The sequence below is a fragment of the Sediminibacterium sp. GW821-FHT12F12 genome, from assembly GCF_058806635.1.
On sequence record NZ_JBXAPW010000009.1, the window covers coordinates 139,674 to 160,027 of the forward strand.

General features: G+C 35.2%; 21 protein-coding genes. All 21 read right to left on the reverse strand.

Annotated elements, in window-relative coordinates:
- Positions 1-10: 10 nt before the first annotated feature.
- The 21 genes from AC1RNB_RS13475 to AC1RNB_RS13575 all read right to left on the reverse strand — a co-directional run bounded on the left by AC1RNB_RS13475 (position 11) and on the right by AC1RNB_RS13575 (position 20,343).
- Positions 11-1,153, reverse strand: coding sequence for a hypothetical protein (locus tag AC1RNB_RS13475; RefSeq protein WP_493083583.1), 1,143 nt, complete (start codon positions 1,151-1,153; stop codon positions 11-13).
- 29 nt (positions 1,154-1,182) lie between these two features.
- Complete coding sequence (locus AC1RNB_RS13480; protein ID WP_493083585.1) at positions 1,183-2,703, reverse strand: hypothetical protein; 1,521 nt, start codon at positions 2,701-2,703, stop codon at positions 1,183-1,185.
- 141 nt (positions 2,704-2,844) lie between these two features.
- Positions 2,845-3,573, reverse strand: coding sequence for a transaldolase (locus tag AC1RNB_RS13485; RefSeq protein ID WP_493083587.1), 729 nt, complete (start codon positions 3,571-3,573; stop codon positions 2,845-2,847).
- 37 nt (positions 3,574-3,610) lie between these two features.
- Positions 3,611-4,222 carry an SIS domain-containing protein gene (locus AC1RNB_RS13490; RefSeq protein ID WP_493083588.1) on the reverse strand — a complete coding sequence of 204 codons (612 nt, stop codon included), beginning with the start codon at positions 4,220-4,222 and terminating at the stop codon, positions 3,611-3,613.
- Positions 4,223-4,607: 385 nt separating this feature from the next.
- A complete protein-coding gene (locus AC1RNB_RS13495) occupies positions 4,608-5,561 on the reverse strand; it encodes a phosphoglycerate dehydrogenase (RefSeq protein WP_493083590.1) in 954 nt (317 codons plus the stop codon).
- Positions 5,551-6,219 (reverse strand): HAD family hydrolase, encoded by a 669-nt coding sequence (locus AC1RNB_RS13500; RefSeq protein ID WP_493083592.1) that lies wholly within the window; start codon positions 6,217-6,219, stop codon positions 5,551-5,553. The genes AC1RNB_RS13495 and AC1RNB_RS13500 overlap by 11 nt, the downstream gene beginning before the upstream one ends.
- Positions 6,216-6,998 (reverse strand): HpcH/HpaI aldolase family protein, encoded by a 783-nt coding sequence (locus AC1RNB_RS13505; protein WP_493083594.1) that lies wholly within the window; start codon positions 6,996-6,998, stop codon positions 6,216-6,218. The genes AC1RNB_RS13500 and AC1RNB_RS13505 overlap by 4 nt, the downstream gene beginning before the upstream one ends.
- A 6-nt stretch (positions 6,999-7,004) precedes the next feature.
- Entirely contained in the window at positions 7,005-8,051 is a 1,047-nt protein-coding gene (locus AC1RNB_RS13510; RefSeq protein ID WP_493083596.1) for a class I SAM-dependent methyltransferase, read from the reverse strand.
- Positions 8,052-8,060: 9 nt separating this feature from the next.
- Positions 8,061-9,083, reverse strand: a complete 1,023-nt coding sequence (locus AC1RNB_RS13515) for a Gfo/Idh/MocA family protein (RefSeq protein ID WP_493083597.1) — start codon at positions 9,081-9,083, stop codon at positions 8,061-8,063.
- Positions 9,084-9,086: 3 nt separating this feature from the next.
- The gene (kdsB, locus tag AC1RNB_RS13520) at positions 9,087-9,860 is read right to left on the reverse strand and encodes a 3-deoxy-manno-octulosonate cytidylyltransferase (RefSeq protein ID WP_493083599.1); all 774 of its coding nucleotides are present in this window, start codon (positions 9,858-9,860) and stop codon (positions 9,087-9,089) included.
- Positions 9,861-9,875: 15 nt separating this feature from the next.
- Positions 9,876-10,862, reverse strand: a complete 987-nt coding sequence (locus tag AC1RNB_RS13525) for a 3-oxoacyl-ACP synthase III family protein (protein WP_493083601.1) — start codon at positions 10,860-10,862, stop codon at positions 9,876-9,878.
- The gene (locus AC1RNB_RS13530; protein ID WP_493083603.1) at positions 10,859-11,113 is read right to left on the reverse strand and encodes a hypothetical protein; all 255 of its coding nucleotides are present in this window, start codon (positions 11,111-11,113) and stop codon (positions 10,859-10,861) included. The genes AC1RNB_RS13525 and AC1RNB_RS13530 overlap by 4 nt, the downstream gene beginning before the upstream one ends.
- Before the next feature lie 60 nt (positions 11,114-11,173).
- Positions 11,174-11,923, reverse strand: a complete 750-nt coding sequence (locus tag AC1RNB_RS13535; protein WP_493083604.1) for an SDR family NAD(P)-dependent oxidoreductase — start codon at positions 11,921-11,923, stop codon at positions 11,174-11,176.
- A gap of 7 nt (positions 11,924-11,930) precedes the next feature.
- Positions 11,931-12,896 carry a putative sugar O-methyltransferase gene (locus AC1RNB_RS13540; RefSeq protein WP_493083606.1) on the reverse strand — a complete coding sequence of 322 codons (966 nt, stop codon included), beginning with the start codon at positions 12,894-12,896 and terminating at the stop codon, positions 11,931-11,933.
- Between the two features lie 18 nt (positions 12,897-12,914).
- Positions 12,915-13,694, reverse strand: a complete 780-nt coding sequence (locus AC1RNB_RS13545; RefSeq protein ID WP_493083608.1) for an SDR family oxidoreductase — start codon at positions 13,692-13,694, stop codon at positions 12,915-12,917.
- A 26-nt stretch (positions 13,695-13,720) separates the two neighbouring features.
- Positions 13,721-14,311 (reverse strand): acyltransferase, encoded by a 591-nt coding sequence (locus tag AC1RNB_RS13550; protein WP_493083610.1) that lies wholly within the window; start codon positions 14,309-14,311, stop codon positions 13,721-13,723.
- 40 nt (positions 14,312-14,351) lie between these two features.
- Positions 14,352-15,827, reverse strand: coding sequence for a lipopolysaccharide biosynthesis protein (locus AC1RNB_RS13555; RefSeq protein ID WP_493083612.1), 1,476 nt, complete (start codon positions 15,825-15,827; stop codon positions 14,352-14,354).
- A 40-nt stretch (positions 15,828-15,867) separates the two neighbouring features.
- On the reverse strand, positions 15,868-16,620 hold the full coding sequence (locus tag AC1RNB_RS13560; RefSeq protein ID WP_493083614.1) for a class I SAM-dependent methyltransferase: 753 nt from the start codon (positions 16,618-16,620) through the stop codon (positions 15,868-15,870).
- A 44-nt stretch (positions 16,621-16,664) separates the two neighbouring features.
- On the reverse strand, positions 16,665-18,212 hold the full coding sequence (locus AC1RNB_RS13565) for a polysaccharide biosynthesis PFTS motif protein (RefSeq protein WP_493083616.1): 1,548 nt from the start codon (positions 18,210-18,212) through the stop codon (positions 16,665-16,667).
- A gap of 26 nt (positions 18,213-18,238) precedes the next feature.
- Complete coding sequence (locus AC1RNB_RS13570; RefSeq protein ID WP_493083617.1) at positions 18,239-19,378, reverse strand: GNAT family N-acetyltransferase; 1,140 nt, start codon at positions 19,376-19,378, stop codon at positions 18,239-18,241.
- Positions 19,375-20,343: a putative PLP-dependent aminotransferase gene (locus tag AC1RNB_RS13575; RefSeq protein ID WP_493083619.1), complete on the reverse strand. Its 969-nt coding sequence runs from the start codon at positions 20,341-20,343 to the stop codon at positions 19,375-19,377. Before AC1RNB_RS13575 ends, AC1RNB_RS13570 begins: the two co-directional genes overlap by 4 nt.
- Positions 20,344-20,354 lie beyond the last annotated feature (11 nt).

The following is a 20,354-nucleotide window of genomic DNA, read 5'->3' on the forward strand; positions in this document are numbered from 1 at the left end:
GTTCTATATTTTATCCAAGATTTTTATGACTTTGAGATTGCTTTGCAATCATTTCATTGTTATACTGAAGTATCAAAAAAAGCATAAAGGGCATATTTATTGCAAAACTATAATGCAATAAGGAAACAAAAATGAAGATACCATAGTATTTGATATTTTTTATTAATGTAATAAGTAATAAAATACCTAAAACAAAACCTGCTTCTACCAAAACTTTTACGAAACCAATTTCATTGGCAAAGTCAGCAAATAAAGTTTCTTGGCCAATAGTATATGCTTGATAATCTCTAGGGTAAATTTTGAATATATCAGAAAAAAAACGAGAATCGAAGAGCTGATTTAGAATAATTTCGATAGAAAAGGACCTTGAGTATGGGTTATCCCTTACTAAATCAACAAACTCTTCCTTAAATATTGCTAGCAGCAATAATGGTAGTCCTATAATTAGGAATTTAGAAAACAACCCAAGCTTTATCTTTAAAAAGGGAATATTTTTGGCTATATAATTAAAAAAAAATAAGGATAGCTGCGCCATGAAAGCTACTAGTCCTGTTAAGGAACCCGTCATAACGTTAAGTATAAAGTAAAAAAAACCAAGTAGATATTTTCTTTTAGCAATAACTAAGTATAAAGTATATACAGCTAAAAAAAAGGAAGTTCCGTGAGGGGTTAAAAATATCCCTACCGGTCTGGTATTTGCATATTCTTGATATTGTCCAAAAAACCACGCTGAAGCTATAATAAAGTGCCCTGTTATATATTGATGAATAATGAGAAGAATATTAACACCATAAACAGCTCTCAATAGCATTCTGGGGTAATACTGTACTTTACTAAAATAGATATATGTCAGTATACAAAGTCCATATATTTTAAAATTTAATGCAATCGGGATGAAGTCATTCAAAAAAAATGATATCGCAAAGACCAATAAAAAAACAAACAATAGGATAATGTCCCACAACATCAATTTTACTTTGAGGATACCGTAACCAAGTAATAAAAAGAGAACAATCTCTACACCTATCTGTGCTATATCGAAAATTGTAGATCCTAATACTGCCGACATCAGCATTAGCAAAACAATAGCAAAGTGATAAACACGGCGATTTTTCGAGACCGCTTTTTGTTTTGCTATATTGCCATGGAGCATATCAGTTCTCGATTAAATTCTGGTTATATTTAGATTGTACCATTTTGTAAGTAAGACAAAAGTTGATCAGACTTAAATTTTAGAAAAAAATTAGTACAATAATCTATCATTTTCCGCATTTCATTAAAGTCATTCTCAGTGACTTTCGCTTCAACTACTTTTCTAAATGAAGTTACATCTGAGATATTGGGCTTCCATGCATCAATTTCATAAAGCGGGTCAATAGTCATTTCCTGAGGAAGTGAAAGATAAACAGGTTGTACCCCCGCCCCTACGGCTTGGATTATAGTAGTAGTACCCCTATAAAGTGCCCATCGGCTACTTAAAAGATCTTCTTCTAGAGAACAGTCAGATAAAATAACATTAGTTGGTAGCTCCTTGAACTTCGCATTCTTTTCTATAAGAGCATCAAAACTAAAAAGCGGATGTAATCGCCATAAAAATTGAATATTAGGGCATTCTATTGCACACGCTATTGAAAAAGAAAATAAGATATTACATTCACTGAAATCTGCTTCTGGTAAAACAATACATCTATGTATCTCGTTTTTTTTAAAGAATTCGTTTTGTATAATTTCTTTTTTTACACCCAAATTTCTATTAGATCCCAAAACAGATACGGACACACCATCAAGATCTACTGCTTTTTCCAATTGATTTTTGGCAACCATTCCAGACGTGAAAATATGATCAGGATTGAACTTTTCCGCAAGATTGCGTCTGATAGCGTGTTGTAGTCGAAAAAGTGCTGAATGCTGATAACCAATACATTTAGTAAGGGGGCTGATTTCACGGGCTGTTGCAAATGCTAACCTTTCCCATGCATGTCCTTCATGTGTAACAACAATAACACGAGGCTTATAAACCTTTATAACTTTTGTTATTTGCTGAAAAATTCGAATTGTATTACGTGTACTTCCTGAAAGCGCTTCCACAGATGCCCGTTGCAAAACTTTACGCAGTATTTCAGATTTTGCATTTGTTGATTTTGAAATCAACCGATAGGATTCTTTTACCATTCGTCTAAAAATAAACGCTTCTCCCAGTAACCCAATTGTTCGCGCAAATATGATTCGCTTTACGTCAGCTTCTTTCCATTTTTCTGCAACATAACTGGCACATTCTTCCGTAGGATTAATTAATCCGATAACTACTGAATATCCTTTGGAGGACAACTCCTGGGGAACGGGGCCAAAGTAAAAATCTTCAGTTTTACCTGCATGCTTTTTATTAAGAAAATGAGAAATAAAAAGAACATCAACCGGATGAGTAATTTTATCTGAAAAAGTTAACGTTTTCTCAGATATGAAGATTGCTCGGTAGAATTGCCTAATCCAGCCCGCCAAATATTTTAGGAATTTTGAAAAAAGAGCATACCTGAATTTTAACGAACTCTGTTTATTTGAAAGTTCTGAATAATTAACAAGAAATACGGGATGTTCTCTGATAACGTGCAGCCAGGGAATACTAATACTTTCGTTTGTTACATCAGACGAAAGCAGTATATCATCACATGTTGTACATACTAATTTGTACTCTTCTTCAGTCACTACAAGTAAAATAAGAATATTAATAAAACTGTCCCTCTCAAAAAGAGGGACAGGATAAAGTACCTACCAAAAATGTCCACATTAAGAAGAAGGAAATATTGAAAAGTATGGGTTCCTTAGAACAATAAAATATTGCCTGACTTAAATTTTGAATCCAGCCGCAGAAGCATCGTTATAGAACATCTTTACAGTTTCGAGAGAATATTCATCAAGGTCTTTTCCAACCAGATCAAGTTTTTTTAATACGTCATTGGTTACAGTAATCACATGGCATCCAATAGCATCTGCTTGAAATATATTTAGCAATTCTCTTGGACTTGCCCAAATAAGCTCAGCACTGGGATTTGCTTTCAAGATTTCCACACACTCTTTCATCAGAGGAAGAGGGTCAATACCTGTATCGGCGATTCTGCCGGCAAAGACAGATACATAACTAGCCACTTCAGGATTCAGTTGCATCATTACATTCTTGACCTGGTCAATGGTCATAATAGCCGTAATATTAAGTTTTACGCCCGCTTTGGCTAAGTTGCCTATAAGTTTATAAGCTCCTTGTTTCTGCGTATTTGTGATAGGGATTTTCACATAGACATTATCTCCCCAACTTGCGATTTCGTTCGCTTGCTTTTCCATTTCTGCAAAATCATCAGAAAAAACCTCAAACGAAATAGGCTTGTCAGAAATAGATTTAAGAATATCAATTGCAAATGCTTTATAATCCGTAATTCCTGCTTTGCGCATTAATGTTGGATTTGTTGTAAGACCTTGAATAAAAGGTTTGCCAGCCATTTCAATCATTCCTTCCTTATCAGCACCATCAGCAAATATTTTAACTTTAAGATCGGCAACAGTTTTAATGTTTGTAGACATATACGAGCTATTTATTTAGAATAAATTGGTAATAAAATTATTTGACACTCGACTCCCATTTATTAGACATCATTTGCAACCGTGGATCTGACACTAATAAATGCCATACTAAGGCCTGGAATGATTCTGTATGTGGTGTAACCATATCATTATTAACGGTAGGAACAATAACACATGCATCAGCTACAGAAGCAGTGTATCCGCCATTGCGTCCTAAGACCCCTATTACTGAAGCGCCTACTTCTTTTGCATAGGAAACAGCTCGCACAATATTTGGGCTAATGTTTTTTTCCAGATCCCCCCCCCCCACAGAGAAAACAAAAAGCATATCGTTTTTACTGAGCTTGCTCACTCTCATCCATGCAGAATAAGTAGTATCCCAACCTTCATCATTGGTTCTGGCAGTTAATTCACTAATGTTATCACTTGGAGAATACGATTCGATTCCTGCCAATTTGCGAAAATCATTAACAGCATGACCTGCATGACCTGCACCGCCTCCAACTCCTACTAGAAATAGCCGTCCTCCTCTTTCTCTTAGTTCCACAAGAAGCTGTGTCATCTTTTCAATTGAGTGCACATCTAACTGATCAATAATACTTTTTGCTTCCGCAAGATATTGGACAGCAAATAAGTTTTCTGTTTGCATAATACTCGGTTTATAGTTTAAAAATGAAAATAAAGATTAATTAAAAAAAACATTTAAGTATTAAATCGTAGATCCTAGCGGACAAAAAAGATATCATATTTAGTTTATATATATTTTGTAAACTTACAAAATATTCTTCATTCATTCGTGAATCAGCTAACAGAGTAAAATCAGGATTTATAGGCAGGTACAACTTCCATAAACATCATATACTTTTAAGAGATTGGATTTGGTCCATATTTTCAATTTTACATCATTTTTTACAAGAAATAAAAAAATTGCAATAAAGCAGGTATATGATATTTCATTTATATCTGTACTTATAAAAGAAACAGATTAAAGGAATGAATTTCAACAATTAATAGCGGAAAAAAATCAGAAAAAGTCAGATAACAAGTCTTCCTAAATCGAGTTCACCCTTTAAAAAAGCTATAGCATTTTCTATACATTGTATTTCCATTGCTGAGCGAGTTTCATAAGTTAACGTTGCCGAATGCGGCGTTACCAGGACTCTATCAAATTTATAAAAAGGGCCCTGATAAGGTTCTGTATTGAAGACATCTAATCCTACACCTTTTAGTTTTCCTTTTTCCAAGACTTCTAATAAAGCCACTTCATCAACCATTTCACCCCGGGATAAGTTTACAAGAATAGCATCTTGCTTCATTAAGTTGAGTTCCTCCCCTCCAATCAATACTGTTGTATCCGATGTTTTAGACGCATGTAAAGAAACAATATCAGCAGTTTCTAACAATTGGGATTTTGATACAAGCAATACGCCTGTCTTTTTGGCTAACTCTGGATTAACATATGGGTCAAAAACTATTACATCAGAACCAAAAGCCTTACAAAGTTCCGCAACCCGTTGCCCAATTCGGCCAAATCCAATCAGTCCAACAGTCCTCCCAGCGAGGAGATGTCCTGTTAATTTCTCCCACCTTCCTTGTTTCAAAATATTTGATTGTGTTACAATATTTCTGCTCAGACTAAGGAACATAGTCAAGGCGAGCTCCGCAACAGCTTGTACCGGTATGGTTGGTGTATTAGCTACAGTAATGTTCTTTTCCCGGGCAGCTTCCAGATCTATTGCATCAACACCTACTCCACAACGTGAAATACAACGCAATACAAGGAGTTTATCTAACAAAAATCTATCATAAGGTTCTACTCCTGCTACAATCACCTCAGAATCAGTTGCATCACGAAGTAATTCTTCGGTAGTTATTCTTTTTCCTGTTTTGTGTATCTTATAAGAGAAACCAGATTCCTGTAAAATTTCTAAAGGTCGATTATCATCAGCTGCAAATGTTGATAATGCTACAAAAATATTATTTTTCATATAAAGTTTCGTTGATCAATAAAGCGATTTCCGCTAAGTCATTAACTATTACTGGTTGCGGATCATTAAAATGTAATCCGCTGTTTCTGCCAATGAAACTAACTCCTGCTAAAGTTGCGGCACTTTGATCTCCGGCAGAATCACCTATCAGTATTACATTTCGAGCATCAGTTCCTTCTCTCCGAAGAATGTCCAAAACAGCATCTGATTTTTTCCATGGCGGGCATCCATATACTCCTTTGAAGTATTGTCTGATGCCAAGATTGGAAACTATTATTTCCAGATCTTCAATAGGTGTTACAGAAGCTAAATAAAGAGGTAGTCTGGGAGAAAAATTTTGAAGAAATTCTTTTGCGCCATTAACAAAAGATACTGACTTCATTTTTTCAAGGGTCAGGTATGAGAATTCCAGAAGCATTTTGTTTATAAATACATCATTATGTTCTTCACCCAATAGCTTTGCTAAAAATTGGAATTTTTTAACCCGTGACTCAAAAACATTGGAGGTATGATAGTAATATGCTTTTTCATAAACTTCAGGATATCTTTTAAATATATTCTGAAATATCTCGTCTTTAATGCCATTGGACTCAACAATAACACCATCAAAATCAAATATTATAACAGACAAGGCGTCTGGTATATAGCTGTTTTTCATGAGGCTATCATATTGTTTATTTCTGTATTAAGTTGGGTGGCATTATCACCCAGAAAAAGAATATCAGTTCCTACTGCAATGAAACAATATCCTTGTTCAATGGCAGCTTTACAATCCAGTGCTGCTGTTTTAGGATGCACAAAATGAATCCCTGCTGCAAGCCCTTTCTTAAGTGTTGCGTCCAGAACCCTTTTTTGGGCTTCTACTACAAGCGGATGTGTAATCTCTCCCGGGATTCCAAGTGACATGGAAAGGTCATATGGACCAATGAATGTACCATCGATCCCTGGTACAGACAAAATCTCATCAATATTATTTACAGCATCAATATGCTCTATCTGTAATATTAGTAGTGTGTCCTTATTAGCATTTTCTACATAGCTTTTAAAATATTTGCCATAACCATGTGCTCTTGAAAGGCCTACCCCTCTAAAGCCAAGTGGAGGATATTTTGTCATATTAACAGCCAATTCAGCATCAGCCTTAGTATTAACCATCGGAACAATAACCCCCGCTGCACCAGAATCTAAAACAGCTTTAGCTTGAATAGGATCAACCCAGGCAAGACGAACTAAAGGAACACATCCCCTTTGTTCTATTGCTATAATAAGTCTTAGTACCTCTGAAACATCAATGGCGGTATGCTCGGTTTCAATAACAACCCAATCATACCCGGCCAATGCAAGTATTTCGGCAATTGATGGATGAGCCATCGACATCCAAGAACCTATAGATGGTATATTATTTCCAATTTTGGATTTGATCTTATCTGCTAACATATAGTATTAAAATATTTTATCGTTTTGTTTGCGAAGAACAATCCTTGCAAAAGAAGAGAGTCTTTGTGATTGCAGATATTCGGTGAATAACCCAATCCCTTGGTTATTAATTCCATCAAGTAAAGCATGAAGTGCCCGCGGCCATTGATTTTTAGGAGAGTTTGAAAGTTGCTGCTTGATTAACTCTATATCAAACATTCCAGGTGTACTTAATTCAAGTACCTCCCATTTGGAATGAGCTGAAAGAACAGAAAGTAATCCTTTAATTGAAAACAAATTTAATTTATCTGGAGGAAGAATAGTTGGTGATTTATCCCACAAAGATTGGATTTCAAAGCCACTCGAAACAGGGCAAGTTGCAAAGAACAAGCCGCCAGCATTGAGTATTCCATCCAACTGATTTAGCAAGGAGTTAAAATTTGGTATCCGATCAAGTACATCTATAGCTACTACTATATCAGTTGAACCAAGGGTACTGAGCTCATCTATAGAAGTCAATGTCTGTACGTTTACTTCAGGAGATAGATAGATCTCATTCTTTGAAGTGATCCCACCTGAAGTTATGTGCATGTTTGGAGATATTTCAGCCACTTTATCTATCAGCATCTTTCCAAAGAAAGAGATATCCGTATACCGGATTTCACTAGGGTGCCGATTTGGCATGTATTCGGAAATGCCATCCATTATCCATTGTGCCCTGGGCTCTATAATTTTAGCATTTCTAGAAGGTGCACTTAATTTTAGTATTGTATCCCTCCAAAACTCTGAAGACTTCGACTGAGTGTACCACCAGTTAAGTTCTTTAGAGTCAGGTCTTTGTTCTACAAAAAGGCTTTTGCATTCATCACATTCCACATAAGAGAATCCTGATTTATGGAAAGCAGGCGTGGATTCTTTACTATTACATAGTGGGCAGACAATGTTATCCCACCCATCTCTTTTCTGCCATCGAGAAGAAGCTTCTTCAACGACAAGTGTTTTCCATTGAGAAAGCTCAACCTTAGGTTTTATTTCAAACTCAGAAATTTCATTTACGGACACAACTGTTTTCATGTATTAGTATCATTTATTCATATGAACGATGGGTAACTTATATACCTCATCAATTATTTCCATCACTTTCAAAGCATCTATAGAAGTACCCTTTTCAATTGGCCTATTATATTTTATACATTCTGCAAAATGAGCGATTTCTATATCCCAGGATGGGTCGTGATCATAATAAGTTGTTTCCTCACGTGGATTACCAACAGCCATTTTTTCATTTGGAGAAGGACGTCTACCGATTACAAGGGTTTCGCGGCCATAACTTCCCGTTTTGGATAAAAGGCCGCTAATGACTGCATAGCCTTTACTACATCCGATTTCTAGGCGGAATGTGTGTTTCCATGATGTGGCAGATGAATGTAGTTGTGCCAATTGGCCTCTGGAAGTTCTTAAGATCACCACAGAATTATCCTCTACATCAATATCGAAAGCGGTAATACCCCTCATTCCTTTTATTTCGGAAAAATCTCCTACAAAATAACGAAACAAGTCAAGCATATGTATTCCTTGATCTAACAGAATACCCCCCCCTGAAATGTTTATATCATTTCTCCACGATGTATTATAATCATAACCACCGCCTTTACCATACACTCCGCGAAGGGTAAGTATTTCTCCTAAAGAGCCAGAGTCAATAATCGATTTTGCATCTGTTATTCCGGGATGATGCCTATGGTTAAAACCAAAAATTAGTTTGACATTTGGATTTGACATTTCTGCATCACGAATCATCTTTATGTCGTTGTAATTTCTTCCTGGCGGTTTTTCACAAAAAACATTTTTTCCATGATTCATAGCATGTATAGCTATTTCCGGTATAGCAAAATTTGGGGTACACACTATCAATGCGTCAATGTCTGAATCGATTAGATCTTGCCAGGATTCAAAGTAAGGTATTTGGTTGGACAAAATCTCTTCCCTTCGATTAGGATCACATATACCCATGAGTAACATATCAGGATGGTCGTTTACATTACGAGCCCTGATCTGGCCCATATAGCCATACCCTATAATCCCAACTTTAATTTTATTACTCATCGATTAATTTATATATATTAAATTAAATAAGTCAGATTGCAATTTATCATTTTTAATCAGTGCTTCAACAAGTGGAACGTCACTAGCCTTATCTACACCAATCGTACCGTACTCTGTAACTACACCAGCTATTCTCATATCATGCTCCAGTGCTCTAAACATATCTACCGATTCAGCCCTTTCCAAAGGTGTTTCCGGAAGCAAGCTAAAAGCTTTCAAAGTCTCCTTTCTAAAGGCCATTATACCAGTTTGCCTATATACAGGAACCGATATTTGTTCACGAAAATAAGGAATACACGAGCGAGAAAAGAAAATAATATCACCCTTTATATTGCAGGCTGCTTTTACTATATTAGGATTAACATAATCTTCCTTTGATTCTAGGGGAGATAGTAAATTCGAAATACCCAAAGATGGATCCTGTAGCAGCGGTTGAACTACACTAGTTATTGCATCTGGCACCAACAAAGGTTCATCACCCTGTACCATAACAATTATATCACCTGGAAGACTTTGTGAAGCTTCCTCAATTCTGTCAGTACAACGCTCGTGCGTATTTTTTGTCATTACAACTTTTCCTCCTGCGGCTTCAACAGCGTTTTTAATCTCTACATCACAAGTTGCTACAACAACCAAATCAGCCTCCTTCGCCAATAAAGCTCTACGTCTTACATGTTCTATCAACGGTAGCCCTAAAATGGGTTCAAGTGGTTTACCAGGGTACCTTGACGATGCCATTCTTGCCGGAATCACAATTGTAATGTTGCAATTATTCATATTTACATTGTTGCATTAGTTAAAAAAATTATGGTACTTGATCAAACAGGCAGCCCACGAATACCCTACTCCAAAACCGACAAGTACTATCGTATCACCATTTTTTATACGGTTTTGGTCGACAGCATCTTTAAGAGCAATAGGTATGGTAGCCGAAACAGTGTTGCCAATATTCTCAATATTGTTAAAAATTCTGGAATTGTCAATTTTAAGTCTTCGTTGAATATTCGAAAGCACCAGCTTACTCGCTTGATGAAATATAAACAAGTCGATATCATCTATTGATTTTTTTGACTTTTGTAGCAGTGACAAAACAGATTTGGGAACCATATCCATTGTAAACATGAATACCTCAGAACCATTCATGAAAATTTTAGATGCCTCATTCTCAAGATTTTTATCAATTTTTCTTGAGCCACTATTTTCTACAATGAGATTACAGGCACCTGATCCATCAGTCCCAAATTCAAATGGACCTATGCAATCTGTTTCTGATGCCTGCACCAACGTTGCAGCTGCCCCATCACTAAATAATGGCCTGCAGGTTCGGTCGTTCTTATTAATATATTTCGTGTATGTTTCTCCGCATAACAACAATACATTTTGGGCAATATTTGATTCTATAACAGAAGATGCCAGGCCTAACCCAACAACAAATCCAGAACAACCTTGATTTACATCAAATGCTAAACAGCTATTATTCAGTCCTAATCTTTCGTGGATAACACATGCAGTAGCAGGTAAAACATAATCAGGAGATTGTGTAACAAAAATCAAACAATCTATTGTTTCTCTTTTCACTCCATTATGGAATAATTTTTCAGCGGCAAAAACAGCTAAATCTGAAGCAGTTTCATTAGTAGCTGAAATATGCCTTTTTTTAATACCCGTTTTATCCTCAATATCAGAGATTCGCCATTCGGGATTGTCTATACTTAGATGATTGCCATCTTCAATATGAGTGGGTAGATAATATTCGATATTAGCTATAACAGATTTCATATGTCATTAATTAACCCATTCTCTCGCAAACATTCAATAATTGCTTTCACAGATTGGCAACCAGCTATCTTTTTTATTTTCGATACTTGTCCATCTAGTTCAGTGTCCAATGCAACAAGAACACCTAAATGAATCAACGAATCCCAATCCATTGTATTATCCATGGAAGATTCTATTGTAATTGATGTTCCTAGGTCTTTGAACTCATTAGTTATGATTTCAACCACTTTATCACTCGTAATTGTACTCATTCGGATATAAATTTCAGATATGTTAAACAGTAATACATGCTAATTAAAATGTATTTAGGTTTACTGGGGTAAAACACCGCAATCTACATTTATGCACTGACCAGTTATTGCACCAGCCTGATCTGATGCCAAAAATAAACATGTGTCTGCAACCTGTTGTTCCGTTGGTAATATTCCTAAAGCGGTTTGTGTTTGAGCAAAATTTTCTAAAAATGTATTCATTTCACTTCCTCTTAATGGAGAGCTTACTTCTTTCAAGGCCGCTTCTAACCCAGCCGTCCGTATGTAAACAGGACATACAGCATTAACCCTTATACCCTTATGTCCCAGCTCTTTTGCCAAAGACTGAGTAACACCATTAACACCAAATTTACTTGCGCAATAAACACTATTATTTGCACTCCCCCGTTTGCCAGCTAGACTAGATATATTAATAATTGATGCCCCTTGTGCCATTTCTCTTTCTACAGCTTGTGTTACAAAAAAAAGGCCTTTTAAATTAGTATTAATCATTTCATTCCAAAAAAATTCGTCAATTTCAGCTAATGGTTTCCATGCTGAATAGCCGGCATTATTGACTAATGTATCTATCCTTCCGGCCCATTTAGTCACATTAGTAACTACTTGTCTAATTTCATTGACTCTAGTAACATCCAATTTAAAAAACTTAGCTCTGTCTCCAAGTTTATCAGCCAACCCTGAATCTACTCGCGCCAGTATTGCTACATTGTATCCTGCTTCGTAAAATGTTTTAACAATAGTTGCCCCCAGTCCTCTTGACCCACCAGTTATAAGAACAGTGCGTTTCATACTCAATTTAATTATTTTTATCGTTTGAGAGATAGGTAAGCCTATGCCAATGCACCCCATCATATCTATGCAAAAAGGGAATAGGAATGAAGCCGAAAAGAAGTACATTTTTCGCTTTAGAATTTCCGAAAAAATACTGATGCCAAGGACATTTTTCATCTATAATATACTGATCAGATTCTTTCCATGCATATTCCTTAAATCTTGTCACTTTTCCATCAGGAAGAGTTTTTTCCAGCCGGTTACAACAATATAATAAGTTTGTTTTTTTCTCTCTCAATAATGTAAAATAGCTATTAACAACATCAATTGTCATTTCCTGCATTGAGGCAACATTAATGGCAATATCAATTTTATCAACTATAAAGTTGAATATTTTGTCTGCAGGGCAATAAAAAAAGCCATTTTCAGGCAATGTGGATTCGTTGTTTGTCAGCAAAGTATGCAATCGATCCTTAAATTTATTGCCAAGGTAAAAGGCCTGAAAATACAGCGTTGCCCCTAAGTCAATTAGAAAAATCCTGGAACGCGGATATTTTTCAGCTAGCAGAGCAGACAAAATTCCATGACCATCTCCTATAATGAGAAAATTCTTATTCTCGATACCATTCTTTGAAATAAAGTTCTGTATCAGAAAGCTTGTACATGCCTGACGAAATGCATCTTGCGAAAATTGAAGACCCATAGATCTCACAATAGTTTTTGCTTCTACTATATAATCTGAAAGGCCCTTATAATGGAGTCGTGACAACAAAAGTGAATTGCCAATCCTAGCAGCGAGCAAAGAAATTAAACTTGTCTTATCACTCTCCCCAAAACCATAACCTTGCATTTTTTTAATTTGACCATCACTATCTATTTTTACTTCAAATTTTTTTGAAAAGTTTTTCCAATGAGAAGAAGCTACATCGGTTTCCGTAAGCGCTAAACTGTCACTGTAATACTCTTTATATAATTGCTGAGCTACTGTCATAAATTAATCTTAAACTGATCAAATAGTCATTGCAGTAAATCCACCATCCACGGCAATTTCTGCACCAGTTACAAAACTCGCTGCATCAGAAAAAAGCCACATGATAGCACCTACTAATTCTTCTGGAGTACCATATCTTTTCATTGCAGTATGATTATGAATAGATGCTTCTCTTTCTGCAGTAATAAAATTTTTCATAGACCACTCATTAGGGAAAAAACCAGGCCTTAAGGCGTTAACCCGCACACCCTCTGTGCCCCATTCGCGTGCCAAATTTTGTGTTAGATTTTTAACTCCAGCTTTGGCAACAGAATAGGTAAACGCTTTCGAAAGAGGAGGGCCAGAAGAAGCTGAACTAATGTTAATTATCGACCCGCATTTTTTTTCAACCATGTACTCACCATAAACCTGACATGCTAACATGGTACCTGTAAGCTGAATTTCAATAATATTATTCCATTCTTCTAATGGAATGTGAAGAAATGGGGTAGGTGCGTTAGCTCCAGCTCCGTTCAAAACACAATCAAGCCTCCCAAATTGAGTAAGAGCTGTTTTCAAAGCATATTGATGATCCTCCTTTTTTCTAACATCCATTTGCAGTGCGAGTCCAACATTACCATCTGCAATGATCTGGTCAACTACATTTTGAGCAGATTCCATATTGAAATCACAACATATCACTTTCATACCTGCTTTTGCAAGGCTACGTGACATTTGACTAACCAAATGTCCTCCTGCTCCAGAAAGTATAACAACTTTTCCGTCTAAATTGAAAAAATCACTAACGTAAGTATTCATTATTTTTTGTTTAACTGATAAAACATTTAATTCATATTCTCTCCTCTATATTTAATGACTTTAGCCGGTACTCCAACGGCTATAGCCATCTTAGGAATATCTTTAGTAACTACGGAACCAGCTCCTACTACAGCCCCTTTACCAATGGTGACTCCTGGAAGAACAATAACATTTGTGCCTAACCAAACATCTTCCTCGATAATAATGTTAGCATAAGTGTGACCTTGATAAACCATGTTAATATCAACTCTATCAAATTTATGATTAGCAGATCGCATTACTACATTTGGTCCAATCATACAATCTTTCCCGATGTGAATCGTCCCTCCACCAGCAGCATTAATATGACAATTGACATTAAATCTAGCGCCACCATCAATTATAATCCTTCCCCCTTCTGCAGTGAAAAAACAATTACGACCAATATAAATTTTACCACTAAACAGTATTTCCTTTCGGGAAATAAATTGACAACCCGTACCTACTAACAGCTTGCAGCTATTACCGAATATTTTTTGGTAAAAAAAAGATCGTACCCATGAGCCTGTAATTCCTGGCATCATAGCTATAGGCATTTCCAGCCATCTTAAAAATTCATTGACAATTTTTTTATACATTATGCCTAAAAAACTTTTTCGATTAATTGAATTAGTCTACTCATTCTTCAGTAGTTCCACTAGAGGAAATTCTACTCTTCAAAGCCTTTAGTAAGCTGCTAAAAGTAAATGACGGAATATATGTATATTTTTTACCCAACAAGAAATAAATCCAGACAACAAAACACTTATAACCGAGCCTGCCAATGAAACTAAATTTATAATATCTAAGTACAATCAAGATAATGGAAGCACTGAAAAATAAACCTAATATGTATAATATTTTAGAATATTCCCAGTCAATCCTATAGAATTTTTGCGAAATAAAAAAACTAATGCCCCCCATAATAATCCCTGATACCAGAGAGCCCCAAGCTGCACCAATAGCACCCCACTTAGGAATGAATAAGTATATTATTACAAAATTCAAAAAAATAAATACTAAACTAAGTATCGAGGTTAGGCCGGTTTTTTTGGCATATATTAACTGAGGGATTGTTCCAAAAAAATAAATTCCATATAACATCGTAAATATAGTAGCGATTTCAACTGCTCCATGATATGGTGCTGGTGTTATTACAATAATCAATTCTTCAGAAAATAATGAAATCAATAAAATTCCAGCTATTGTAATGTAAAAATATTTGGTAAGATATGACCCAATTAATTTTCCACCCTCTACTCCTAAACCAAACATATCTTTGTAAACCCTCGGACTAAAAACATTATAAATTGCTACTGTAAATGTAAAAGAAACATACCCGATCTTCTGACCCAGATTATATACACCTAGGCCTTGAAGTTGATTGATTTTCCCTAAAAGTATTTTGTCAAGATTGGTGCTAATTACTCCAAAAAAAATTTTCGGAGTAAGGGGCAAACTAGATAAAAAAGATTTTTTGAATGCGTTGAAATCAAGACTAAATTTCAACTTTTCTGTCACACGAAGAATCATATAAAGGAGAACAGCCAATACAGCAATAAACTGGCTAAGAGCCAACCCTATGACTCCGAGACTAAGGAATTTAATCAGCACATAAGCCAACGCAAGTGAAATTACTCCTTCGGATACAGAAAAAATTAAAAAAGACTTAGCATTCTCACTATTTTTATAATAAGTCATAAAATAGTTCTTTATACTCGCAAGCCCCAGATAACCATAAGCCCAAAAAAACAGTAGTCCGTAGCTAGACTGGTTGAAAATCACTATTTCCCAAAACTTATGAAATAGTAGGATTACACACCCTACAACTACTGTTAAAAGAAGAACAGCTAATATTGTTGTATACAGAAGTGCCCCACTTACTGTATCGGTTTGATTTTTTTCGAAAAAATCTCTTTCATAGCCAATTTGAAGTCCGAAGTTACATACACTGACCAGGAAAGAGCCATATAAGAGACTCAAGGCGTACGCTCCGTAATCAGCAGGCGACAATAATCGTGTAAAAATTGCAATAGATATTACCGGTATAAGGTTTGTAAAAACACTAGAAAAGATATAGAACCCCCCATTCTTCAACTTGTTTAACTTAAGCATTTCTTTTTTTGGCTTTACAAACTGAAATATTCAGCATTTTTTAATTCAGTTTCTTAAAGACAAGTAAACTCACAGTTGATTCTCCGATGGGTCGTTGTGAGTCGATTAATTTAAAGTTATGACCTTCAAACTCTGATACATAAAACCTAGGATAACTATGATAGTCTTCCTGGACCAAGATTATGACATAAGATTGTGCTACTCTGCACATTTCTCCAATAACATCAAAAGATGGATGAACAATTTCAATTGTTGCGCCTACAGTATAAACAATTTCATATTTCTGATCCGGTGTATTGCGCAAAAAATGTTGAAAGAAATCGTGGTATGTTTGTGAATTTGCGTACGCCTCCGGACATCTATCTTTAAAATACAGGAGTGCGTTCTTCATTACATCTACACCTGAAAGATTTCTCATTCCATTATTGTATAAATATTCGAGATGACGTCCACTGTTACAACCTAAGTCTAATATGGGCGATTGTGTATCTGAAGCCAGCTCCAATACACTTTTTAAAAGTAATACATCAATACCGGGTCGTAAGTCTTTAAAGTGAGAAGGATCTCGGTATTTACCAAAATCTCCATCGATCCATGTATCGGCATCCACAATCGTAGGCCAGAAAAAAAGCAATTTTCTAATTCGCCGGTTCAACTTATATGAGAAACTGTTTTTATCCGCTGTAGAATTTAGCAAGGCACTGAAATCTTTGTCATCAATAACTATATTAAACAAAAATCTAGGTGTTAAATACGTGTTTAAGATTTTTTTAAAAGTCAATAGTAAATTCATATACAGTTTAGTTAATTTAAAATTTAATAACCAATGTTGATAATTTAAGTGGCCAACAACTCTCGTAATACTGTTTTCAATTCTCTTTCGTTGGAAGCCCCTCTTATGAAAGGGTCCCTTTCAAACGTTTCTTCAAGTTCTCCTCCTGCGTCAAAATAAATAGCAGGTTTTTTCAAGAAAGAAGAAACATATGGGACTGATGTATAGGGATACGAAATTGAGATATCACAATTCTCAATTAATGAAAATAAGTTTTCAGAGTGTTCTAGTAAAGTAAAGTAAGGGTTTGTTTCAGCTAACTGACGTATATAACTAATATATTTTTCATCATGTATTTTATTTTTAAAGGAACGTTTGGATTTTAAAAAAAAACGAACCTTTTTTCCAGTTTCTATTTCCAAACATTTACAAGATTCCAAAATACCTGAAATAAAAGCAAACATATTATCTGAACTATAATAGTTCCTTATTATACCGATCTTCTCCGAGTATTCAAGATAAACAGGTGTGACGTCAAAAATAGCGATTCTTATTTCATTATCTGTTCTTGGATCAACAGATTTAGGAGGATAAAACAAAATCGGACCAATTACTTCTACATCTCCTTTGTGCCCCAACTCATACATATATTTTTTATATTCCACCGTCCAAACCCAGTGTGTATCAACTTTTACATGCCGGAAAGGAGGGAAAAATCCAATAAATGGATCATCTTTATATACGAATGGGCGTGTATTTTGAGAATAGTGCACCTTATGCACTTTGAAATTTTTTGAATTATGTTCACGCATCCACAATGTTTGCTCAAAAAAATTTGAATTTGTTTGTATTACATCTTTTATAAATCCTTTAGCTTCTAATTGTATGACTATTACCGCTTGAATTATATCATAAGAAAGTAGAGCGAGCAAAGGAAAGCGAATGAAAAATACGCAACATCTAAATGGAAGTACAAGGAGTTCCCACAACAATCCGATTCTACTTTTAAAATCTAATTGAGCATATTTAAGCAAATACAGTAGTGGATTCGGAGTGTATACTAATAAAGAATGACTACTTACTATATTTTTCTGCCTGCACTGAACTATTATTTGTTTTGCTTCAGACAAAGGCCTGATTCTACCTTCTTTGCAAAATTTAAGGAACTGCTTGTCATTACCTTCGTGAGTTAAAATTTCCGGATCAATGCCAAAAACAAGTGTAGTAGCATTTTCAATTTTATGAACAGAAAAAAATTTATAAAATATAGCAGATATAAACCTTACCCAGTGGAATAAAAACTCGAAAATACAAAGTAGAAATTTCTTTGTCGAGATTTTTACACTGCCCAGATTCATATCAACAGAAAGCTCTGCTAATTGAATTATTTCACCATCCTCTGGAAAAGGGTGATTGCCGCATTTATTCCGTGAAGTACAGATCGAACTATACGGATAAAATGTTAATTCACAGATACGCTGTATTAGCCTATCAAATATTACGGAAGAATTGAAACCCAAAATAGGGAATACTTTCTTGCAACTCCATTTTTCAACTTTTTGTATTAAGTTATCAAAGGCTAAATACAAGTGTTCATTTTTCCACAACGGCATTTAAGATATAATATTATAGGAGTTATTTATGCCTGGTCCAATAATGGAATATTGAAAGAAGGGAAACTAAAATAAGGGTAATTCATAGATAATTGCTTTGCTCCCATCAATAAGCAAGTAGTTCTATAATCATAAGGTGAACTATTTATGCAAATACTTGTTTTACCATTTTGTGATATAATGTCAACCCCATCTATCGAAAATGAGATATTATCAACTACTGCATTACTGAAAACTGCATCTAATTCTTGCTCTAGCATTTTGATGAGTCTGTTAGGATTTATTACCCTTGCCATGTGGCCACCATAACTACACTGTCTTGTCGAAATAGTAAAATCGACATAATCTAACTCTTTAACAATAGGGTGTTTATCAGATGCATGCAATTCGATCTTATCCATCGCAGGATAATTTACCTGTATACTTTTCAAAAGATCTAAATAACAAACCCCACTATCGGCTGCACACTCAAAAATAGTAGATTCTGAATAAATGACATAACCAACAATAGTTTCATCTAACCATAAAACATCAAATTTTATTTTTTGCAACTGCACTTTCCAGATAATAAAGTTCCAATAGATTTCATTTCGTTCACAAGACCCATATAAATCAGTATATGTGTTTTCGAAAATTTGATTTACTCTTTTGATATCTTTCTCCTGAATACTTTTTACATTGTATTTATTTGTAGAACTTTTAATCGGTAAATTACTGATTTGTATCTTACTATATTGCGATATTCCCCAAAATTGAAGTTTATTATAATAGTGATCAACCGCTTTTCTTGCTATCAATATTGCGAATATTGACCCTCGTTTTTCACATTCCTTTATAGCATACTCCATCAGGTTTCGAGATTTTCCCATTCCGCGATAAGCTGCAGAAATGCAGATAGATGTCAGGTATGTTCCTTTTAATTTCTCGGACTTTTTGAAGAAAAAACGATCTATTAAAAAACAGGTGCCACAAACTTCATTATTATCATTAATCATAACTACGACATCTTTCTCTGATAATGTGTTATGAACAGACATCAGATTTCGCTTTATTATAACTTCATCCGGACTAACAATTTCAGATCTAAAAACTTGTGTAGCTAAGCATAGTGCACTATCCACTTCCATCACGTTCCGTGCAAGCCCTATATATGTTATTTCTATCAAGACCTGTTAGATTTGTGCATTTGGAGATTTTTTACTACCATTTCTAGCCATTCTTCCGATACATCCTGATGTATCGGAATTGGTAAAACTTTAATAAGTTCACGGCTTCCGTCATTGTTTACTCTTTCTATTGTTCTATATCCTGCGGTTAAACCTATTTCAAATATTTTTTCATCATTTAAAGTGGTCTCAACAGGGATCACGGATGGCAATCTTCTAATTGGCTTACTTAACCAACAAACTGCTTCCGGCCAAACTATTTGCATTTTGGCATAGCGATCCTTTACGAATTCATCCCATTTACTAATGGCCTTAAAAATTTCGCCTGTCTGAAATAATGACACTTTTCTGTAGCAAGCTTCAGCACCTTGCCATCTGTCATATAAAAAAGGGAACTTTATTGTCATTAGTCTTAAAACCCATTGAAAAAAACCAGTTCGCCCATTATCCCGTGCACGTCTAATCCTCTTTGCTGTGTCCGCATCTTTACACCAAAGCAAACCACCTGAAGTTGTTCCTAAAATTTTAGGTAAGGACCAGATTTCGAAAGCACCGCCACCAGGGAACAACTCAGTTTCGGTATTGCAAAGTGAATCAACACAGTCCTCGATGGAGTTTAATGGTAAATTAAATTCTTGCGGATAGCCCCACTGGTGGTATACGATTCTAATGTCAGCTTTTAAAGAAGCATCCCCGGATAATATTGAACCCACTCTTCCGGCTGAATCAATCACACAGAAACTGGCAAATGGAAACAATCCGATAAAATTATTTCTTTGTATTCCGGTCTCTTTTAATGCCATATACAAACAAGCTCTGCCACTCGAACAAAGTACAGGATGTCCGCTAGGAAACATTTTTTGAAATTTGTTCTCGATTTCAGAAACGGGAGTTCTTTTAAACAAAAAACGAATAGCTAAAAATAATTTACTTTCTGGCCAAAGAAAAAAATGCTTTTTCTGCATACAAAGAAATT